Annotated in this window: 20 protein-coding genes; 16 read left to right on the forward strand and 4 right to left on the reverse strand. The window is 40.5% G+C overall.

The features are described 5' to 3' along the window. Positions 1 to 64: 64 nt before the first annotated feature. A complete protein-coding gene (gene gabT, locus AAHB15_RS11035) occupies positions 65 to 1,366 on the reverse strand; it encodes a 4-aminobutyrate--2-oxoglutarate transaminase (RefSeq protein ID WP_342042385.1) in 1,302 nt (433 codons plus the stop codon). Positions 1,367 to 1,469: 103 nt separating this feature from the next. On the opposite strand from gabT, the gene gabR reads away from it, so the two are divergent. Further along, complete coding sequence (gene gabR / locus AAHB15_RS11040; RefSeq protein ID WP_446715858.1) at positions 1,470 to 2,888, forward strand: MocR-like transcriptional regulator GabR; 1,419 nt, start codon at positions 1,470 to 1,472, stop codon at positions 2,886 to 2,888. A 21-nt stretch (positions 2,889 to 2,909) separates the two neighbouring features. Beyond that, positions 2,910 to 3,089, forward strand: coding sequence for a UTRA domain-containing protein (locus tag AAHB15_RS30175; RefSeq protein ID WP_446715859.1), 180 nt, complete (start codon positions 2,910 to 2,912; stop codon positions 3,087 to 3,089). A 103-nt stretch (positions 3,090 to 3,192) separates the two neighbouring features. Here the strand turns inward: AAHB15_RS30175 and AAHB15_RS11045 are convergent, their stop codons facing one another. Together AAHB15_RS11045 and AAHB15_RS11050 are read right to left on the reverse strand one after the other, a co-directional pair. Then, positions 3,193 to 3,372 carry a GapR family DNA-binding domain-containing protein gene (locus AAHB15_RS11045; RefSeq protein WP_342042387.1) on the reverse strand — a complete coding sequence of 60 codons (180 nt, stop codon included), beginning with the start codon at positions 3,370 to 3,372 and terminating at the stop codon, positions 3,193 to 3,195. A 12-nt stretch (positions 3,373 to 3,384) separates the two neighbouring features. Further along, the gene (locus tag AAHB15_RS11050) at positions 3,385 to 3,705 is read right to left on the reverse strand and encodes a cupin domain-containing protein (protein ID WP_342042388.1); all 321 of its coding nucleotides are present in this window, start codon (positions 3,703 to 3,705) and stop codon (positions 3,385 to 3,387) included. A gap of 288 nt (positions 3,706 to 3,993) precedes the next feature. On the opposite strand from AAHB15_RS11050, the gene AAHB15_RS11055 reads away from it, so the two are divergent. From AAHB15_RS11055 to AAHB15_RS11120, 14 genes are all read left to right on the forward strand, one after another. Further along, positions 3,994 to 4,590, forward strand: a complete 597-nt coding sequence (locus AAHB15_RS11055) for an NADPH-dependent FMN reductase (protein ID WP_335572018.1) — start codon at positions 3,994 to 3,996, stop codon at positions 4,588 to 4,590. A gap of 162 nt (positions 4,591 to 4,752) precedes the next feature. Continuing rightward, positions 4,753 to 5,325, forward strand: a complete 573-nt coding sequence (locus AAHB15_RS11060; protein ID WP_335572019.1) for a putative ABC transporter permease — start codon at positions 4,753 to 4,755, stop codon at positions 5,323 to 5,325. Between the two features lie 204 nt (positions 5,326 to 5,529). Continuing rightward, positions 5,530 to 6,303, forward strand: a complete 774-nt coding sequence (locus tag AAHB15_RS11065; RefSeq protein WP_335572020.1) for a cytochrome c oxidase assembly protein — start codon at positions 5,530 to 5,532, stop codon at positions 6,301 to 6,303. A gap of 167 nt (positions 6,304 to 6,470) precedes the next feature. Next, on the forward strand, positions 6,471 to 7,175 hold the full coding sequence (locus tag AAHB15_RS11070; protein ID WP_335572021.1) for a response regulator transcription factor: 705 nt from the start codon (positions 6,471 to 6,473) through the stop codon (positions 7,173 to 7,175). Between the two features lie 3 nt (positions 7,176 to 7,178). Then, the gene (locus tag AAHB15_RS11075) at positions 7,179 to 8,540 is read left to right on the forward strand and encodes a sensor histidine kinase (RefSeq protein ID WP_335572022.1); all 1,362 of its coding nucleotides are present in this window, start codon (positions 7,179 to 7,181) and stop codon (positions 8,538 to 8,540) included. Between the two features lie 13 nt (positions 8,541 to 8,553). Next, entirely contained in the window at positions 8,554 to 9,249 is a 696-nt protein-coding gene (locus tag AAHB15_RS11080) for a polysaccharide deacetylase family protein (RefSeq protein ID WP_186446550.1), read from the forward strand. Between the two features lies 1 nt (position 9,250). Then, positions 9,251 to 9,841 carry a DedA family protein gene (locus AAHB15_RS11085; RefSeq protein ID WP_342042389.1) on the forward strand — a complete coding sequence of 197 codons (591 nt, stop codon included), beginning with the start codon at positions 9,251 to 9,253 and terminating at the stop codon, positions 9,839 to 9,841. A 475-nt stretch (positions 9,842 to 10,316) separates the two neighbouring features. After that, positions 10,317 to 11,498, forward strand: a complete 1,182-nt coding sequence (locus AAHB15_RS11090) for an MGDG synthase family glycosyltransferase (protein ID WP_335572024.1) — start codon at positions 10,317 to 10,319, stop codon at positions 11,496 to 11,498. Between the two features lie 15 nt (positions 11,499 to 11,513). Continuing rightward, on the forward strand, positions 11,514 to 12,116 hold the full coding sequence (locus AAHB15_RS11095; RefSeq protein ID WP_335572025.1) for an undecaprenyl-diphosphatase: 603 nt from the start codon (positions 11,514 to 11,516) through the stop codon (positions 12,114 to 12,116). Positions 12,117 to 12,143: 27 nt separating this feature from the next. After that, the gene (locus AAHB15_RS11100) at positions 12,144 to 13,841 is read left to right on the forward strand and encodes a DUF6044 family protein (protein ID WP_335572026.1); all 1,698 of its coding nucleotides are present in this window, start codon (positions 12,144 to 12,146) and stop codon (positions 13,839 to 13,841) included. 15 nt (positions 13,842 to 13,856) lie between these two features. Beyond that, positions 13,857 to 14,846 (forward strand): glycosyltransferase family 2 protein, encoded by a 990-nt coding sequence (locus tag AAHB15_RS11105; protein WP_335572027.1) that lies wholly within the window; start codon positions 13,857 to 13,859, stop codon positions 14,844 to 14,846. Positions 14,847 to 15,008: 162 nt separating this feature from the next. Then, positions 15,009 to 15,377 (forward strand): ArsR/SmtB family transcription factor, encoded by a 369-nt coding sequence (locus AAHB15_RS11110; protein WP_342042390.1) that lies wholly within the window; start codon positions 15,009 to 15,011, stop codon positions 15,375 to 15,377. Next, the gene (locus AAHB15_RS11115) at positions 15,364 to 17,451 is read left to right on the forward strand and encodes a heavy metal translocating P-type ATPase (protein ID WP_342042440.1); all 2,088 of its coding nucleotides are present in this window, start codon (positions 15,364 to 15,366) and stop codon (positions 17,449 to 17,451) included. Before AAHB15_RS11110 ends, AAHB15_RS11115 begins: the two co-directional genes overlap by 14 nt. Positions 17,452 to 17,548: 97 nt before the next feature. Beyond that, positions 17,549 to 18,478, forward strand: coding sequence for a cation diffusion facilitator family transporter (locus AAHB15_RS11120; RefSeq protein ID WP_335572029.1), 930 nt, complete (start codon positions 17,549 to 17,551; stop codon positions 18,476 to 18,478). 107 nt (positions 18,479 to 18,585) lie between these two features. Here AAHB15_RS11120 and AAHB15_RS11125 read toward each other — a convergent pair whose 3' ends face one another. Next, complete coding sequence (locus AAHB15_RS11125) at positions 18,586 to 19,092, reverse strand: acyl-CoA thioesterase (protein WP_335572030.1); 507 nt, start codon at positions 19,090 to 19,092, stop codon at positions 18,586 to 18,588. Positions 19,093 to 19,103 lie beyond the last annotated feature (11 nt).

Consider the following 19,103-nt stretch of genomic DNA (forward strand, 5'->3'; position numbering starts at 1 on the left):
ACCATCCAATGTTTTTTGAAAGTAGCCTAGTCCAGCTAATTACCGACCGGGTGCCTCGTATTTTTTATTCAAAAGCTTTTTCCAGGATTGCTAATCCTTTTGCTAATTCTTCATTTGTAATCACTAATGGTGCTAAGAAACGAATAACATTGCTTTTTAGGCCAGCTGAAAGGAGTAAAAGTCCGCTTTCATTTGCATATTTTACAATTTGTGCTGTTTTCGTTTTGTTTGGTTTTTTACTTGAGCGGTCTTCCACAATCTCACAAGCTACCATTGCTCCCAAACGGCGAATATCTCCTACAAAATCATGTTTCCCGCGGAGATTTTGTAATTTAGCTTCAATTTTTTGCCCAAGGGTTTCGGATTTGGCCACTAAATTTTCTTCCTCGATAATATCGATTACGGCTAACGCTGCCGCACAAGCCACAGGATTTCCGGCATACGTTCCGCCAAGCTCACCAGGATCAGCAACGTTTAGAATTTCCGTTTTTCCAACGACACCGCTTAATGGCAGACCAGCGGCTAAAGATTTAGAAACAGTGATTAAATCAGGAATTACATCGAAATGTTCGATGGCAAATAACTTGCCAGTTCGGCCAAATCCGGTTTGGATTTCATCTGCGACAAAAACAATTCCGTGATCTTTACAGAAACGGCTGACCGCTTGTACAAATTTCTTCGGAGGAATGACAAAACCACCTTCACCTTGTACAGGCTCCATAACGACACAAGCAACCATTTCCGGAGCAACTGTTGCAACAAAGAAATCTTCAAAGTCTTGAATGATTTGATCTACATATTCTTCCTCTGTCATCCCGGCTGGTTTATGGTACATATAAGGGAATGGCGCTTGATAAATTTCCGGAGCAAAAGGTCCAAACCCAAATTTATACGGCTTTACTTTGCTTGTCATGCCCATTGTTAAATTGGTTCGACCATGGTAACCGCGGACAAATGAAACAACTGCAGGTCTTTTTGTGTAGCGGCGGGCAATTTTAATCGCATTTTCAACGGCTTCTGCACCTGAGTTAAAGAAAATGGCTTGTTTGTCAAAATTGCCAGGAGTGATTTGGCATAGCTTTTCAGCAAGATTTAAATAGCCTTCATACATGATGACATTGAACCCGGGATGAAGAAATTTATCTACTTGGTTTTTGACTGCTTCAGTGACTTTTGGATGACTGTGGCCGACATTTAAAGTTCCAATGGCACCTGCGAAGTCAATCCATTCCTTGTTATCAATATCGGTTACTGTTGCTCCAGAGGCATGTTGTACAATATTTAAATTACCGTTGCTGACTCCCTTTGGAACATATTTTTTTCTTTTATTCTGTAATTCTGCTGTTTGTGAATAAGAAACCTGCATCTTAGTCGCCCCTTTATATTTGGAATATGATAGAATTATCACAACAATCTGATACAATGAAAAGCACCAAAATAGAAAAAAATTAGGTACCAGACAGGGATGGGTGAGAATGTTCATACCAATCGATAAACAGAGGGATACCAATTATATCTACCAACAAATTTACGAGGGGGTTAAGGAGAACATCTTAAAAGGGAAGTTAAAAGCGAATGAAAAACTTCCATCGAAAAGGTCATTAGCCGAAGAGTTAAGCGTCAGCATTAATTCGGTCAGCTTTGGCTATGAACAGCTTTTGGCGGAGGGGTATATTTATACTATTGAGCGAAAAGGGTACTTTGTTGAAGACATTACTGAATTTATTCAACAAGAGGATTTATTTGAAGATAACTTGCCGGAGGATTTAAGGGAAGAACCCGTAAACCGGGATGGATGGCTTTCGTTGTCGCATATGGCTTCCGATGTTACACTTTTTCCTTTTAAGGAATGGATGAAGTGTCAGGAGAGAGCGATTCAATCATATTCAAGAGAGCTCTCGGAAATTGCTTATTCACAAGGGCCTTATGAAGTGAGGGATACGATCTGTCGGATGATCGCCTTGACCCGGGGCGTCAATTGTAAGCCAGAGCAAATTGTTATTGGGGCTGGCACACAATTATTAGTAGGCCAATTGATGGAATTGATAAGCAAGGATTCTATCATTGCGGTAGAAAATCCGGGTTATGCTCGATTCTATCAGCTTCTGAAAAAAATGAATTTTGACGTTCATCCTGTCTCGTTAGACGACCAGGGTATTAGGATGGCAGTAATTGAAGCAACAAAGGCAAATGTTGTGTTTGTTACACCCTCCCATCAATTCCCAACCGGAAAAATTATGCCGATATCCCGACGAATCGAGCTATTAAACTGGACAGCCAAAGGCGATAATCGGTACATTGTCGAAGATGACTATGACAGTGAATTTAAATATGAAACAGATAACATTCCATCTTTGCAAAGCTTAGATCGAAATCAACGAGTCATTTACATGGGGACTTTTTCGAAAACTGTGCTCCCTGGGTTACGGATAAGTTACATGGTTTTACCACCCGATCTTGTGAGGGAATACCGAGAGTATTATGCTAATTTCATACAATACAGCAATTCTTTGATGCTATTCACATTGCATTATTTTATCGAAAGAGGAGAATATGCCAGACACGTCAAAAGGATGAACCATCAGTATGAAAAGCGGAGAAAATTATTAATCACCGAACTTCAACAAAGGTTTCAAGCTCAAATACAAATTGAAGATGTACCGGCAGGACTGCATTTTCTGGCTCATTTTGATACGAGGAAAAGTTATCAGGAAATTGAAGAAAGAGCGGTACAAGTCAAGCTTGAAATCTATTCTATGCGGCGGTTCATGTTAAAGGAGAATCATCACAGGGGAAACAGGATCAGCTTGGTTTTGGGTTTTGCCAATCTGCAGGAAGAAAAGATTGCTGAAGCAGCGGAACGTTTATTTAATGTTTTTTATGGTTAAAAATGTAAAACAAAAAAGCGAATGAGAATTTCTTATTCGGACCAGAACGAAAGTCAATTGCTCAATATAAAAAGTGAAAGCCCTTGCCTATTTATTGAAGGTACAACACATGATCCATCAGATCGTATAATTGAGTATACGAAAGGATTAGCCAGAGGAGATCTTGATGAGTTTTACTCGGAACCGACAAATCCTGCATAAGATTATGACCCAATGATAAGACCTGAGTAACAGGGGGAAATAAGCTGAGGAACCAAAGTAGTTCCTCTTAGCTTATTTTATTTGCAAATCCAAAGGGAGCAAATCACTGACTTTTGAGTATTTTTATAAGCTCACTTTGTTCCTCTTTTAGCGACTGTATTTCTGCTTCTAACCTTTCTATCTTCTCTATAAAAGGTGACAATGCCTCTTGAAGCATTGAACGTAGACGATCACTTTTTTGGATATCCATTATATCCTTCTTAAATCCAAATGTTTTTTTCATTTCAATCTTTTCTTATTTGGAAAGCTTATTTAACACTACATACAAACTAACAGACTCACTGCTTGTATTGATAAAAGAAAGTTCCTCATCATCACTGGTATGAATTACATCTTTTTCTGTTACCCCTATTTCTTTCCCGTCAATGATAATCGTGCCGCTTCCGGACACCACAAGCAGATAGACCTCCGCGCCAGGGTGTTTATGTACGGGCAGTTTTTGCCCGGGAAAGAAGTTTAGGACAAATGCAGTACTGCTGTCATTATTATAAATAACCCGTTTTGTAAATTTGTCCTCACTAAATTCCTGATAGGTCTTAATCGATTGTTTCTCCATAATGTTCCTCCTTATGTTCTCTATCTATAATATAAATGAAAAACATTATCAATTAAGTGAACTAAATCACGCATTTATATATTATTCTCTGAATAAATTCCAATATGTAAACTATGCTTAATAGGGAGATTAAGCCAATTGTAATGATTAGTTCACAAAATCCATCACATTACCTTCAAAAAAAAGTTGACTTGATAAAAATAATGTTATATGATTATCTCGAATTAAAAATAAACAACTTTGAGATACTCACATCTAAGATATATCATCAAGAAGGCGGTGCTAACAATGGGTTTGTTAAATCGATTATTTGGTAACACACCAGAGGAGGAAAATAAAATGACAAAATTAAATATCGGGATTATTTTAGGAAGTACACGTCAAGGACGCGTTAGTCCACAAGTAGGCGAATGGGTAAAAGGAATTGCTGACAAACGCGGCGATGCTAATTACGAAATCGTTGATATCGCTGACTTCAACCTACCATTCTTAGGAACTACTGATGGAACAGAACCAGGGATTGCTGCATGGAATCAAAAACTAGCTAGCTTAGATGGTTTCGTATTCGTTGTTCAAGAATACAACCACAGCATCACTGGCGCTTTGAAAAATGCTCTTGATTTTGCACGTGAAGCTTGGAATGACAAAGCTGCTGGTATCGTAAGCTATGGATCAACTGGCGGTGCTCGTGCAGCTGAACATTTACGCGGCATCTTAGGTGAATTAAAAGTGGCAGACGTTCGTACACACCCAACTTTGTCATTATTCACTGACTTCGAAAACGGCAGTGTCTTCAAACCAGCTGAACTACACCTTACAAATGTAACTGCAATGCTTGACGAAGTAGTCAAATGGAGCGGAGCATTAAAAACAATTAGAGATTAAGTTTCTCCCTATTGAAACTAATATAAAGGTGTCTGATACCTAAATGGTGTCAGGCACCTTTTGCATTTGATGGCTGTAATAAACCGGATTTTTTGGTATAATCTCCATCTTCACGGTTAATCCTAAAATGGGAAAATCTTATCTGTGAAAGGTGGTTTAGCCATGACTCATAGTTGGTTAAAAGGCTTGGAACTTCAACTTGTAGAGGTACTTACGATAGAAGGAGCCGCTGCCATCCTTTTTTATTTCACGTTCTATTCATTCATTGGCTGGCTGCTCGAAAATAGTTATAACTACGTCACCAAACGAGAATTTTTTAAGGAGAATTTTTTATTTGGACCCTTTAAACCGATGTACGGGGTCGCCCCTGTGTTATTGGTCTACTTAACTCCACAGGGTTCCCATTGGGTATACGTACTCCTTCTATGTTTTATCATCCCCACCCTTGTTGAGTATGCAAGCGGGACACTGCTGCAGAAATTATTTCAAAGACAATGGTGGGATTATTCAGAAACACCGTTCCAGCTGCATGGTCATATTTGTTTACCTTTTTCCATCTGCTGGGGATTTTTATCACTAATTTGTATAAAGTGGATTCACCCCGGAATGGTTTCGCTATATGGTAGCATAGAGCCTCTATGGGCCTGGATCTGGTCAGCTGTAGGGCTCTACTTCCTTGCCGATCTCGTCCTCGCGATCAGAAAACACACCCTCCAGGAAATGGTTGGTGCCTGACACCATTTCCAATCTAAACACTCCTTCTATATTAAATAATGGAAGGGGTGTTTTCCATTTCTATTTCCATTTCTGACGAGGGACCCCCAGTATTTTAGGGAATATTTCGAGATTGAAATCATATAATCTATAGTTCAGATAAGCGTTGTAAAAAGGTGACTTTCTCCATGTGCCCATCAGGATTATTCAGAGGGAGGAAGAGATATGCTAGATGTTTTTTTGCTTGAAGGTCAGTTGGTGTGGAACCTCCCATTAATGGCAGGTCTTTTTTGTATCGGTATTATATATGTTGCTTTATTACGTACGCATCCAGAACTCAAAATCCATCCTACCCAGCCATTATTATTCTTTTCCTCTTTATTCTTACTCTATCTCACAATTGGCAGCCCCTTATCGACACTCAATCATTTATTATTCAGCCTGCATATGATCCAGATGAGTATATTATTTTTTGTCATCCCACCACTTTTTTTACTAGGTATTCCAGAAACCCACACGCCGATTGTAAAAGGAATAAGTCTGTCCCCATTTGTTGCATTAGTTACCTTTGCTATCATGTTTTTCTTTTATCATCTTCAAGCTGTTTTAACGTTTCTAACCTTACATCCGTTCATCCACAATAGTTATCTGTTCCTGCTATTACTTTTATCCTTCATGATTTGGCGCCCGATTGTAAGGGAACAGAATAAACAATTTGCCTTCTTAAGTGGAATTTTACTGCTGCCGGCCTGCGGCCAGCTCATTTTGAGCGGACTTTTTGGAAGTGTAACCAATCCGCTCCTAAGCGAAATGATGGCAAATCTATGCATTACACCTGCTGGGCTAAATTCACTCGGTATATTTCCGTCAGCATTCAACTCAAGGATTGATCTCATTATTGCCGGAATACTGATGATGGCCATGCATAAATTCGCCTTACTCCTAACGGCTCGGTTGAAAAATAAAGTAGTAGAACGAGATTTGACTGGGAATGGCTGAGGGCTGTTCTTTTTTTGTCTCCAATTATTGTGGGTTCAGGCACATGAAAAAAAAGATTAAAATTTAATTAAATCAAGAAAACTAATAAAAAATAGTGCTAAATTGAAGAGGATGTAATAAATAAAAAATAAAGTTTCTCTACCTTACTAAAAAAAGGGGGGCAAAACATGCAGCAACAGCAGCAAATTTTGGTGGTTGAGGATGAGCCACAAATTGCCAAAATCTTAAAAATTGAACTTGAATACGAAGGTTACAAGGTAGTAGTCGCTTATGACGGGAAAGAAGGTTTACAGGCGGCATTCACCGAAAAACCGGATTTAATCCTATTAGATGTCATGCTTCCTGAAATGAATGGGATTGAGGTGTTAAGAAAGATTCGAAAGGAAAACAACCTCGTTCCAATTATTTTGTTAACAGCCCGAAACCTGACGATGGACAAGGTGACAGGTCTTGACCAAGGGGCCAATGACTATATAACAAAACCGTTTGAAATGGAGGAACTATTAGCGCGAGTGCGTTCCTGCCTCAGACAAAATACAATTGCTTTGAAGGCGTCTCAACCGGAGGAATCGATTTTAGCGTTTCAAGACCTAACAGTAAATCGAGAAACAAGAGAAGTGACCAGGGGGGATGCATCCATTACCCTAACCCCAAAGGAATTTGATTTGCTAGTTTATTTGTTAATTAATAAAAATAAAATTGTCACCAGAGAAAATATCCTGTTTCATGTCTGGGGATATGAATATGAAGGAGAAACAAATGTCATCGATGTGTTTATCAGACATTTACGAAAGAAAATCGAAGAAGGCTTTAGAGGCCCAACCATTATTCAAACAGTGAGGGGAATTGGCTATACCATAAAGGAGAATTAAGCAATGAAGATTACAACCAAAATAAACATCATGACAACTGCTTGGATTCTCTGTGTATTAGTGGCTGTGAATGCGGTTGTCTTTTTTTCATTTATGAAAATAACCGTGAACATGGAAGATCAAGAGCTTTATCAAAAAGCAGATACCCTGATAAAGGAGATGAACCTGGACAAATCTTCTGCCCTAAAAAAAGATCAGTTAACACCTTATTTAACCATGCATTCTTTTATTAGGATTGTTCAACCAGGTTCAAAAATGACTAATGAAGTAACCAATGATAAAGAATTGGCAGCAAAAATCAAGCCTAAATTTGTTAAAGAAAAAGAAGCGGTTAGAAAGACAATCAGGCAAAAAAATCATGAAGAGCAAATTTTAATGGTCAGGGTACCGATCCATTCCAGCGGTCAAATTACGGGGACACTGGAGATAGGCGAGAAATTATCAGGACTCGAATTGGCGAAGGATGTATTACTATCGATACAAATCTCTAGTACCATTTTAGGTGCCTTATTAGCGATGCTTGGCGGCCGATGGCTGTCCAATTTGATTATGAGGCCGATTTCTAACATGATTAACACGATGGAGGACATTGAACAGAGCGGCATTCCGAAAAAGATTGTCATCCAGCATGATACAAAAGACGAACTGCAAAAAATGGCGGTAACCTTCAATCGGATGATTGGCAGATTAGAAGAAAATCTAGAAAAACAACGACAATTTATTTCCGATGCTTCCCATGAATTAAAAACACCGCTGACAGTGATCAAGAGTTACGCGGACCATCTATTAAGACGGGGAATCCGTAATGAGGCCGAGGCGCTGGAAGCAATTGAAACCATCCATTCAGAAGCCACTAGGATTCAAAAAATGACCGAAAGATTTCTGAACCTAGCTGATACAGAATCAGGGAATCACTTGGATGCCAAGCCCATTGATTTAGTTATATTATGTCAGAACATCATCAAACAGCTTAAAAGTGCTTATAAGCGGGAAATTAATCTTTACTTCGCAAATTCATCTATTACGGTGTCAGCGGATGAGTTAAAGCTTAAACAAGCCATCATTATTATCATTGATAATGCCATCAAATACAGTACAGACCATATTGATGTCTATCTGAACGAGAATGAACATAATACCATCATTAAAGTTAAAGATTACGGAATTGGCATACCGGAATATGAAATTAAAAATATCTTTGAACGATTTTACCGAGTGGACAAGGCTAGAAGCCGTGAAACTGGGGGAACAGGCCTAGGTCTAGCCATTGCGAAAAATATCATGAAACAGCATCATGGTGAAATTAAAATCAGCAGTACGGAAGGTGTAGGAACGGAGGCAGAATTATTTTTACCGAAAAGCTGAGAAAGGAACAATAATGAAAATATTATGGCTAAGTATCGGGTTAATGATCTTGTTCATAATGGTATATGCGATCATACCAACTGTGCTGATTCGTATAAATAGTTGGGGTATCAAGAAAAGGCTTCAGTCTGAGAAAATAGCGATCACTTTTGACGATGGCCCTAATCCCAATTATACCCCACTGTTGTTGGACCTGTTAAAAAAGTATCATGTCAAAGCTACCTTTTTTGTGGTGGGCAGTAAGGTAAACCGCTATCCGGAGATCGTAAAACGGATGAGCGAGGAAGGACATACGATCGGGATTCATCATTTTCATCATGTCTCAAGCTGGATCTGCTCACCTTTTCGCATTAAAAGAGAGCTAGCCTTAACAGAACAGGCGATTATGGAATGCACAAATGAAAAGGTCGCTTTTTATCGGCCGCCATGGGGGCATTTCAACCTTTTTAGCTTGATAATTAGCAAACCTTACAAAAAGATCATGTGGTCGCATATTTTTGGAGATTGGAAAAGAGAGAAGGCCAAAGACGACCTGTTGGAAGAGCTGCGGACAGCGGTAGAACCAGGGGCGATCCTTTTGCTTCATGACTGCGGGGAAACGCTGGGAGCTGATCAAGATGCACCGGGCTATATGATTAACAATCTAGAAATCTATTTAAAGGAAGCTATCGATAACGGGACGAAATTTATTACATTAAAGGAATTATAATATGACTATAGAATCGATCCTACATTATTTGAATTTATATGGCTACATCGTGATCTTTGTCTGTTTATTTTTTGGCATCGTCGGGATTCCTGCTCCGGAGGAATCTTTGCTCTTTTTAATTGGGATATTGTGTGGAGAGCATAAACTTTCATTTGAATTAAGTTTGCTGGTCAGCTTCCTTGGGGTGTTTACCGGTATGCTTTCTGCCTACGCCTGCGGGAAATATCTAGGCTACCCATTTGTTAAAAAGTTTGGAAAGTATGTAGGGATTACTGATAAGCGCTGGGGAAAAGCCGTTGGTTTCTACTCGAGAAATGCCCAGAAAACCATTCTATTTGGATTTTACATGCCGGGCCTAAGGCAAATCAGTCCGTATTTTGCCGGGATCACCAAAATACCTTTCCGGAAATTTGGACTGCTCTCCCTAGCCGGCACGCTTTTGTGGACGATCCCAGTTATGTCAGTAGGATTTTATGCAGGAAAGGCCTTTTATATTAATCCAGCGTATATTCCATGTGTAGGTATCGCTTCGTTTCTCTTATTTATGACTTACGTATGGTTACGGAAACGAAAAAGAGCCCGTTTAACCTAATAAATATCAAAATAAAGAATAAACAGCCTGAGCCCTAGATAGATTAGGGGCTCAGGTTTTTTATTTAAAAGATAAGAAAGCATAAACTTCGAATTCGAGAATGGTCCAGCTCCAGGCGCCTAGCCCCTCGATGGTCTATAGCCAATCCGTCCAAAAGGTTAAAAAGCAATCTTTCGGTTATGTTCCGTTCATAGCAGACAAAATGTCAAAAGGAAGATTCGTTCGGATCAATCGTTTAAATTCCAGTATAGCTTTAAACATGGTACCATCTTGACGTTTACCATGGAAGAATATGAAAGATTGAAATCTTTTAAAAAGATCCATCAGAGTATTAGGCATAGGGCTCAGTTCAAGTTGAACTGGGCCATTTCACTTAAAAAATCACTGAAGGCTTGATTAAAAATCTATTAAAAACCCATCTTTTACTAAAATGAGTGGTACAGTAAATAGGACATAAAGTAAGGAGATGGACAAAATGAAAAAAATCTTGTTTTTACCACTCTTACAAATGCCATCAGGTCATCATCAAGTTGCTGAGGCATTAATGGATAAATTAAAGAATCATACTGCCAATCTTACGGTTAAGAAAATAGATTTACTAAGCTATACCAATAAATCACTCGAAAAAATGATTTCCAACGGCTACCTAAATTGGATTCGCTATGCACCTGAAACCTATAATCTCGCATACAACCATTTTTTTTACATTCCAGATACAAAAAGGCCGGCTTTTAAATGGTACCAGCCACTCTTTTTAAAAAAAATGGAACAATTGCTGCAAGAAGAACAACCGGATTTACTTGTTTGTACTCATGGGTTCCCCTCCTATCTGCTCAGCCTTTTAAAGAAAAAAGGCAAATGCAGCACTCCGGTGATCAATGTTTACACCGACTTTTTTGTCAATAGCGTTTGGGGCAAGACCGGGATTGACGCCCATTTCGTTCCAAGCCAACAGGTAAAAGAAACACTATCCAAGAGGTTTCAAATTCCCAAGCACCAGATGATGGTAACCGGTATTCCTGTTCATGAAGAGATTACTAAAGTCTCCAAGGTTCACACCCCCCTAAACGGGCGGCCGAAAATACTAATTGCCGGAGGAAATAGCGGGCTGGGCGGAATACGAAAGCTTTTGGAGGAAATAAAAGATTCTAGTGAATTAGATTATCTTGTGTTATGCGGCAAAAATAAGAAATTGTATGAAGAGATTTCCTCTTGGAAACTCGAACATATAAAGCCCGTGCCATACCTCTCTTCAAGGTCGGCCATGAATGATCTTTATGAAGAGGTGGATGCGGTCATGTCAAAGCCTGGCGGTGTAACGGTGAGTGAAACATTGCACAAAAAGCTTCCTACCTTTGTTCATTCCATGCTCCCTGGACAGGAAAAAGTCAATATGCGCTTTTTAAAAGAACAAAAGCTGGTATTTGTTATTGATCAGGAACAGCCAATCGAACAGCAATTATTAACAGTGTTAAACAACCCTAAAAAAATGAAAGAATGGGAACAAGCCGTAGATTCCTATCAAAAAGGGATCGAGCTTGATTGCCAGGAAACCTTAGTCGAAACGATTCTAGATGTGTTGTACCAGCCGCCGCAAAGTGCAGCACCGGAAGTTATCCGGCCATCTGCCGTATTACAACGTGCTGGTGCACAATAAGGAAGGAGGATAAAGATGTCTCATTTAGATTACGCCGTTTTTCAAATCATCAATCATCTGGCGGTAAGTGATCGATTTTTAAACCCATTGATGATATTTCTAGCAGAAAAAGCGCAATATCTCTTTTTTATAGCCATTATTTTTTATTGGTTTTATCCAAAAGCTAATAACCGAAAAATGATCGTGGAGGCGATCCTGTCCACCTGTATCGCCCTTAGTCTCAACGGGGTGATCGGTCACTTTTATTATCGGGCCCGTCCCTTTGTGGCCCATCATGTTAACTGGTTGATTCCCCATACGAGAAATGCTTCGTTTCCAAGTGACCATGCGACAGCTGCATTTGTGATCGCAACAGCCATATGGATCTGGATCAAACGAGATGGCTGGATCTGGCTGGTTTTAGCAGCAGGAATCGCTGTGTCCCGCGTATGGACAGGCGTCCATTATCCATTGGATGTCACTGCGGGAATGCTGATTGGGGTTAGCGTTGCCTTGGCAGTACACTATCTATTTGCTCAATCAGATAAACTGAACCAATTTATAGAAAGAATCATTGGGGTGTATGAAAGTGTGGAAGGGACGATCCTGAAAAAGACTAATTTGCTTAGAAAGAGATAGGCATCAGGAGGAAATGTTCTCTTAGCCATGAGAAAGCTTTGCAGAAAAATAAAACTAGAATCAGAAAACACATCTATCATGTTGGCAATCTGTCTCATCATGGTATATGTGTCCCCTCTGTTTATCTTGGGGGAAAATGCCCATATTAGGGTCCATGATAATTTGGACTCGAATATTGCTTGGTACAAAGTATTAGAGAATAGCGGCCAATTATTCGGCGGTATTCATTCCGTCATTCCGCAAGTCATCAATGGCCTTCCGCGAAATGCATTTGGGACAGAGTTTAGCGGGATACAGTGGCTCCATCACCTTTTTCCATCAATGCTCGCCTACGCGTTAAGTCAAATCATTACAAGACTGTTTGCCTTTCTCGGAATGTATCTTTTGATAAAACGGCACTTTGTGAAAGCAGAAGAGGCCCGTCCAATCCGTGTTTGGGTATCGCTTGCGTTTGCCTTAACTCCCTTCTGGCCATCAGGAATGTTGAGTACACTGGGAATGCCGCTTGCATTGTGGGCGTTTATGAATATCCGGGAAGGACGCTATTCGTGGAAAGAATGGCTAACACTGATTCTGCTGCCGCTCTATTCCAGCTTTGTGTTAGGATTTTTCTTCTTTTTATTTATGATGGGACTCCTGTGGATGAGAGATCTGCTCGCCAAGCGGAAACTAAACGGGGTGTTCTTCAGCAGTATTGTATTAATGACGGTTATATACTTATTAATAGAGTACCGTCTTGTGGATTCTTTGGTATTTCCGGATGCTCCAACAAGCCGAAATGAATTTGTCAGTTCGACGCTGGGATTTTGGCATACCATCCGTCTCATCGGTAAGAATTATTTTCTTGGCCATACCCATGTGTTAACCCTTCATACCTTGGTGATTGTGCCGCTTTCATTTATTGTTATCGGTTTTCTTTGGAAAAAGAAGGAGCGGAACGAGGCAGACAAACGATATATTTACCTATTTATCTTTAATATTCTGCTTTCCACTTGGTATGCCTTTTGGTTTTATAAAGGGTGGCAGCCTCTTAAAGAGAGGTTCTCTTTATTAAATACCTTTAATTTTGCCCGGTTCCATTTTCTAAGGCCGCTCGTCATCTATTTGATGTTTGCAGTTGGGGCGTTTATTTTGTGGCAAAAAGGCAAGCGGTGGAAGTCTTTCGTTAAAATATGCTTAATTGTTCAACTGATTGTCTTATTCTGTGCAAACGATGAAATTGTCTATCGTGTCGCCGGGAAGCCATCCGTTAAACAGTTTTATGCGACTGAGCAGTTTAAAGAAATCGCTGATTATATTGGCAAACCGAAGAGCAGTTACCGGGTCGCAAGTATCGGAATCCACCCGGCCATCGCCCAGTATAATGGCTTTTACACCTTGGATACGTACAATAACTTTTATCCGTTAGACTACAAACATGAGTTTAGAAGAATTATTGCAGGAGAGCTGGACAAAAGCCCGACATTAAAAAAATACTTTGACCAGTGGGGCGGCAGGTGTTATCTGTTTGTCGCTGAACTAGGGAAACACTATGAATTTAAAAAAGATTCGAAAGTGAAAATACATCATTTGCAGTTAAATACAACCGTTTTTAAACAAATGGGCGGGAGGTACATCTTTTCGGCTGTACCGATTTTCAATGCCAAAGAAAATCATCTAGAACTGAAAAAGACCTTTAACCAAAAAGATTCAGCCTGGAAAATTTACCTTTATCAAGTCATGTAAGGAGGGAAATTTCAGATGAATAAACCGATTTTAACCATCGTGGTTCCATGCTATAACGAAGAAGCGGTATTGAAGGAAACCATGTTGCAATTGACTAAAGTAATGGAACATTTAATCGAGGAATCGCTTGTTTCAAAAAATAGTAAACTATTATTTGTTGATGATGGGAGTAAGGACCAAACCTGGAATATGATTGAGAGCGAGTGCGAGAAAAATAGCTTCGTTACCGGGCTGAAGTTAGCCGGAAATGTTGGTCATCAGAACGCACTCATTGCCGGTCTCGAAACTGCCAATCAATACTCCGATTGCGTAATCTCGATCGATGCCGACCTTCAGGATGATATCAATGTGATTGAAACCTTTGTTGAGAAATACTGGGAAGGGATCGATATTGTTTACGGCGTGAGGGATAGCCGCGAGACAGATACCTTCTTTAAGCGGAACACAGCATTGTTCTTTTACCGTTTCATGGAGTGGATAGGAATTAAACTCATCCCCAACCATGCCGACTTCCGGCTGATGAGTAAACGGGCATTAGATGAACTGTTGAAATATAAGGAGATTAATTTGTTTTTGCGCGGTCTGGTTCCCTTAGTCGGATTTACTTCAGCAAAAGTCTATTATGACCGAAAAGAAAGGCCGGCCGGGGAGTCGAAATACCCGTTGAAAAAAATGCTCGCCTTCGCCTTTGATGGAATGACTTCCTTCAGTGTAGCGCCGATTCGCTTGGTTACCTTTTTAGGTTTTCTCGCCGTAATCGTTAGTGCTTTGGTTGGCGGCTACGCGATTGTTCAAGAGCTCTTAGGGCATACAGAGTCTGGCTGGACATCGTTAGTGATTTCGATCTGGTTTGTTGGCGGGCTGCAATTATTGGGGATCGGAATGATTGGTGAGTATATCGGTAAAATCTATCGTGAAGTGAAACGCCGTCCAAGATATGCGATTGAAGTTGACCGTTTCACATCTATGGTTAAGGAAAAACTAAAAGAGCCTGTTTTTAAATAATGAAAAGGACCCATTGGGTTCTTTTTTTTGTTAAAAGGGTAATATAACGAACTAAACACTTTATTAATATCTCCAAAATTAGCAACAATATTATTGACATTCAAACACTCATTTGAATATCATATAATCAAACGATCATTTGAATGAAGAAGGTGACTAGAAATGAAAGATCAGGATATTTGCGAAGTTACCTGTGTCGATAGCGAGAAAACCACCCGAGTCAAACAGCAGATCACGAACGGAAATATTGTCGATGTAACCAAGCTTTTTAAAGCTTTATCAGACGAAACCCGTTTAAAAATTGCTTATGCCTTAACGCTTGAAGAAGAGCTTTGTGTTTGTGATGTTGCCCATATTGTCGGGGCGACCACTGCAACAGCTTCCCACCATTTGCGTCACCTTAAAGGCCTCGGCCTTGCAAAATACCGTAAAGAGGGAAAGCTTGTCTATTATTCCCTTGATGATGATCACGTTAAACAATTAATCGATATTGCTTTTGCGCATCAGAAGGAGGTGGCTGGCCGTGAGTGAAGCGACTGAGAAACAAGTTTATCGTGTTCAAGGCTTTTCCTGAACAAGCTGCGCCGCCAAGTTCGAAAAGAACGTACAGCACCTGGATGGTGTTGTTGATGCCAAAGTTAATTTCGGAGCTTCCAAGCTCACAGTCTATGGAAACACAAGCCTTGAAGAACTGCATAAAGCAGGTGCTTTTGAAAAATTAACACTTGTCCCTGAAAAAGAAAAGCAAGCTGTGATCCCAAGGGAACCGTTTTGGAAACGCTACTCTCTTTTAGGATTATCACTTTTATTCCTGCTCGCAGGCTATATTTTTTCTGAAAATATCCTTTTTGCCGCTGCTATTTTAATAGGTGGATATCCACTGTTTAAAACAGGCTTAACAAACCTTTGCCGCTTTGATTTCGACATGAAAACACTCATGACGATTGCTATCATTGGTGCCGCCATTATTGGTGAATGGCGAGAAGGGGCAGTAGTTGTCATTCTCTTCGCGATTAGTGAGGTCCTCGAGGGCTATTCCATGGATAAAGCCAGAAATTCGATTCGCGCACTGATGGAACATGCTCCTACAGAAGCACTTGTCGTCCGCAACGGAAAGGAACTTCTTTTAAAAGCGGACGATATCGAAATTGGTGACACGATGCTGGTGAAACCCGGCCAAATGATAGCGATGGATGGGGTAATCATTGAGGGAACATCCACGATCAATCAAGCCGCGATCACAGGTGAATCAGTTCCGGTTGAAAGAGGAGTTGAGGATGAGGTATTTGCCGGTACCCTCAATGAAGCTGGCTTTTTAAAAATAAAAGTAACGAAACTGGTGGATGACACAACGATTGCGAAAATCATTCATTTAGTTGAAGAAGCACAGGCGGAAAAAGCCCCGTCACAACAGTTTGTTGACCGCTTCGCTAAGTACTATACGCCAGTTATTATCCTTGTGGCCGTACTTGTAGCCGTTGTTCCTCCCCTGTTCTTTGGTGCAGGCTGGCAGGAATGGATCTATCAGGGGCTTGCGGTATTAGTGGTTGGCTGTCCTTGTGCATTAGTCATTTCAACGCCTGTTTCCATTGTTACCGCGATTGGCAACGGAGCACGAAATGGCGTGCTCATCAAAGGCGGGAGTTTTTTAGAAGAAGCAGGAGCATTGAAGGCTATTGCGTTTGATAAAACAGGAACACTAACCAAAGGGGTTCCAGTAGTGACGGATTTCGTGAACTTCACATATGATGAAAACCTCCTGGGAGTTGTTGCGGCACTTGAAAGTAAATCACAGCACCCACTTGCTTCTGCCATAATAAAAAAAGCCGCGCATCTTCTGCAGAATTATGTGGTGGAGGATTTCTTATCCATTACAGGAAAAGGAATAAAAGGGATTGTAGATGGAACGGAATATCGTGTAGGCAACGTGAAGTTATTTGAAGAAGTGCCAGAAGCTGTATTAGAAAAAGTTTCTTACCTGCAAGAACAAGGTAAGACCGTTATGATTGCCGGAAATGATCAAGAGATACTTGGTTTGATTGCGGTCGCTGATGAGGTTCGTGACAGCAGCCGACTTGTCATTGAACGACTCCAGCAGTTAGGCATTAAGCAAACCATATTGCTTACAGGAGATAACCATATCACAGCTGAAGCGATTGCCCGTGAGACGGGAGTTAATCAAGTAGAATCAGAGCTGCTTCCGGAAGATAAATTAACGTTTATAAAAAAATTAAAAGCTCAGTACGGCAGGGTTGCTATGGTTGGTGACGGTGTGAACGATGCGCCGGCACTGGCTGCTGCTACCGTCGGAATTGCGATGGGCGGGGCAGGAACCGACACAGCCCTCGAGACTGCCGACATTGCTTTGATGAACGACGATTTAAAGAAACTCCCGTTCACCATCAGGTTAAGCCGGAAAACGCTGCAAATTATCAAGCAGAATATCACTTTATCGATTGTTTTCAAATTGCTTGCTCTTCTCTTAGTCGTTCCGGGCTGGCTGACCTTGTGGATCGCCATTTTTGCTGATATGGGTGTGACATTGCTTGTGACCCTAAACGGGTTACGATTATTAAGAGTTAAAGATAAAGAAATGATGAATTGAAAAATAAAGATTAGAAAAGACTAGCCTTAATCGGAATATTTTCGTTTTAGAAAGAGAAGAGAGCAACTTAACATTTAAGAGCTCTGGGGGGATCAACATGGGTCATCATCACCATCATGGCCATTCACACGGCCACTCGCATGGACATTCACATACAAGTAATAAAAAAGCACTATTAAGTTCTTTCTTATTAATAGCTGCCTTTATGATAGTAGAAGTGATTGGCGGTATTGTTACAAACAGCCTTGCACTATTGTCGGATGCAGGCCATATGCTGAGCGATGCGGCTGCACTTGGATTAAGCTTTTACGCTTTAAAGCTTGGTGAGAAAAAGGTCTCACAGGAAAAAACTTACGGCTATAAGAGGTTTGAAATTATTGCTGCCGCCTTAAATGGTTTAACGCTTGTGATTATTTCTATTTATATACTTGTTGAGGCTTTTCATCGCTTTTTCAATCCGCCTCAGGTACAAAGTTCGGGGATGTTAATCATTTCTGTTACTGGATTAGTAGTCAATATCGTGGCGGCATGGATTTTGATGAAGGGTGACAAGGAAGATAATCTAAATGTCAGAAGCGCCTTTTTACATGTAATGGGTGACATGCTTGGTTCGGTAGGAGCTATTATCGCTGCCTTACTTATCATGTTTTTCGGCTGGGGAATTGCTGACCCGATTGCGAGCTGTATTGTTGCTGTATTAATTCTTATCAGTGGATATCGGGTAAGCAAAGATTCTTTTCATATCTTGATGGAGGGAACCCCTTCCCAAATTGATATCACGGAGGTAAGAAAGGCGTTATGCAAGATCCCGACCGTGAAGGAAGTCCATGATTTACACATCTGGACGATTACGTCAGGATATCCTGTGCTAAGCTGTCATATGACGATTTTCGATGACGGCGTACATGATAATATCTTGTCACAATCCCAAAAAATACTTCATGATGAGTTCCATATCGAGCACAGTACCATCCAGATTGAAAAAGAAGTAATTGGGTGCCCGAGTCCGCATGGGACGTGTAATTAATAGAAAAAAGCCATTCCAAAATCCGGAGTGGCTATTTTTAGTTTGCATACGAACTCTAGAAAATAGAACTTGGCCTTGGACAATATCGTTCATGAGATGTGTCGAGCCTAGGGATGATCCATTGTTAAAAATGCAGCTAATTCTTTACTTTTTTGTTTTCTTTCTTTACGCATTCTTGCCCGCTCGGGGGCGGTTTCATGCAATTTTTTCTCTTCTTCTGTTTCAGGAATCACTTCCGGAACCCAAGTTGGGCGCTTATTCTCATCAAGTGCGACAAATGTTAGGAGCGCAGTCGCCGCGATTTTTCGCTTACCGCTTTTTAAGTCTTCCGCGATAATTTTCACAAATACTTCCATTGATGATGTGCCTTTCCATGTCACATAAGATTCAAAACAGACGGAATCGGTAGGGCGTACTGGATGTAAAAAATCGACTGAATCCGTTGAAGCAGTTACACATTCGCTTCGACTATGGCGCGCTGCGGAAATAGAGGCGACTTGGTCTATATCGCTCATTAACCGGCCGCCAAATAATGTATTATGATTATTCACATCGTTTGGGAATACACGACTTGTTCGAATCACTCTTGATTCTCTACAATATTTAGCTTCCATTAATAGATCTC

This window comes from Bacillus sp. OTU2372, assembly GCF_038440275.1.
Lineage (GTDB): Bacteria > Bacillota > Bacilli > Bacillales > Cytobacillaceae > Neobacillus > Neobacillus bataviensis_B.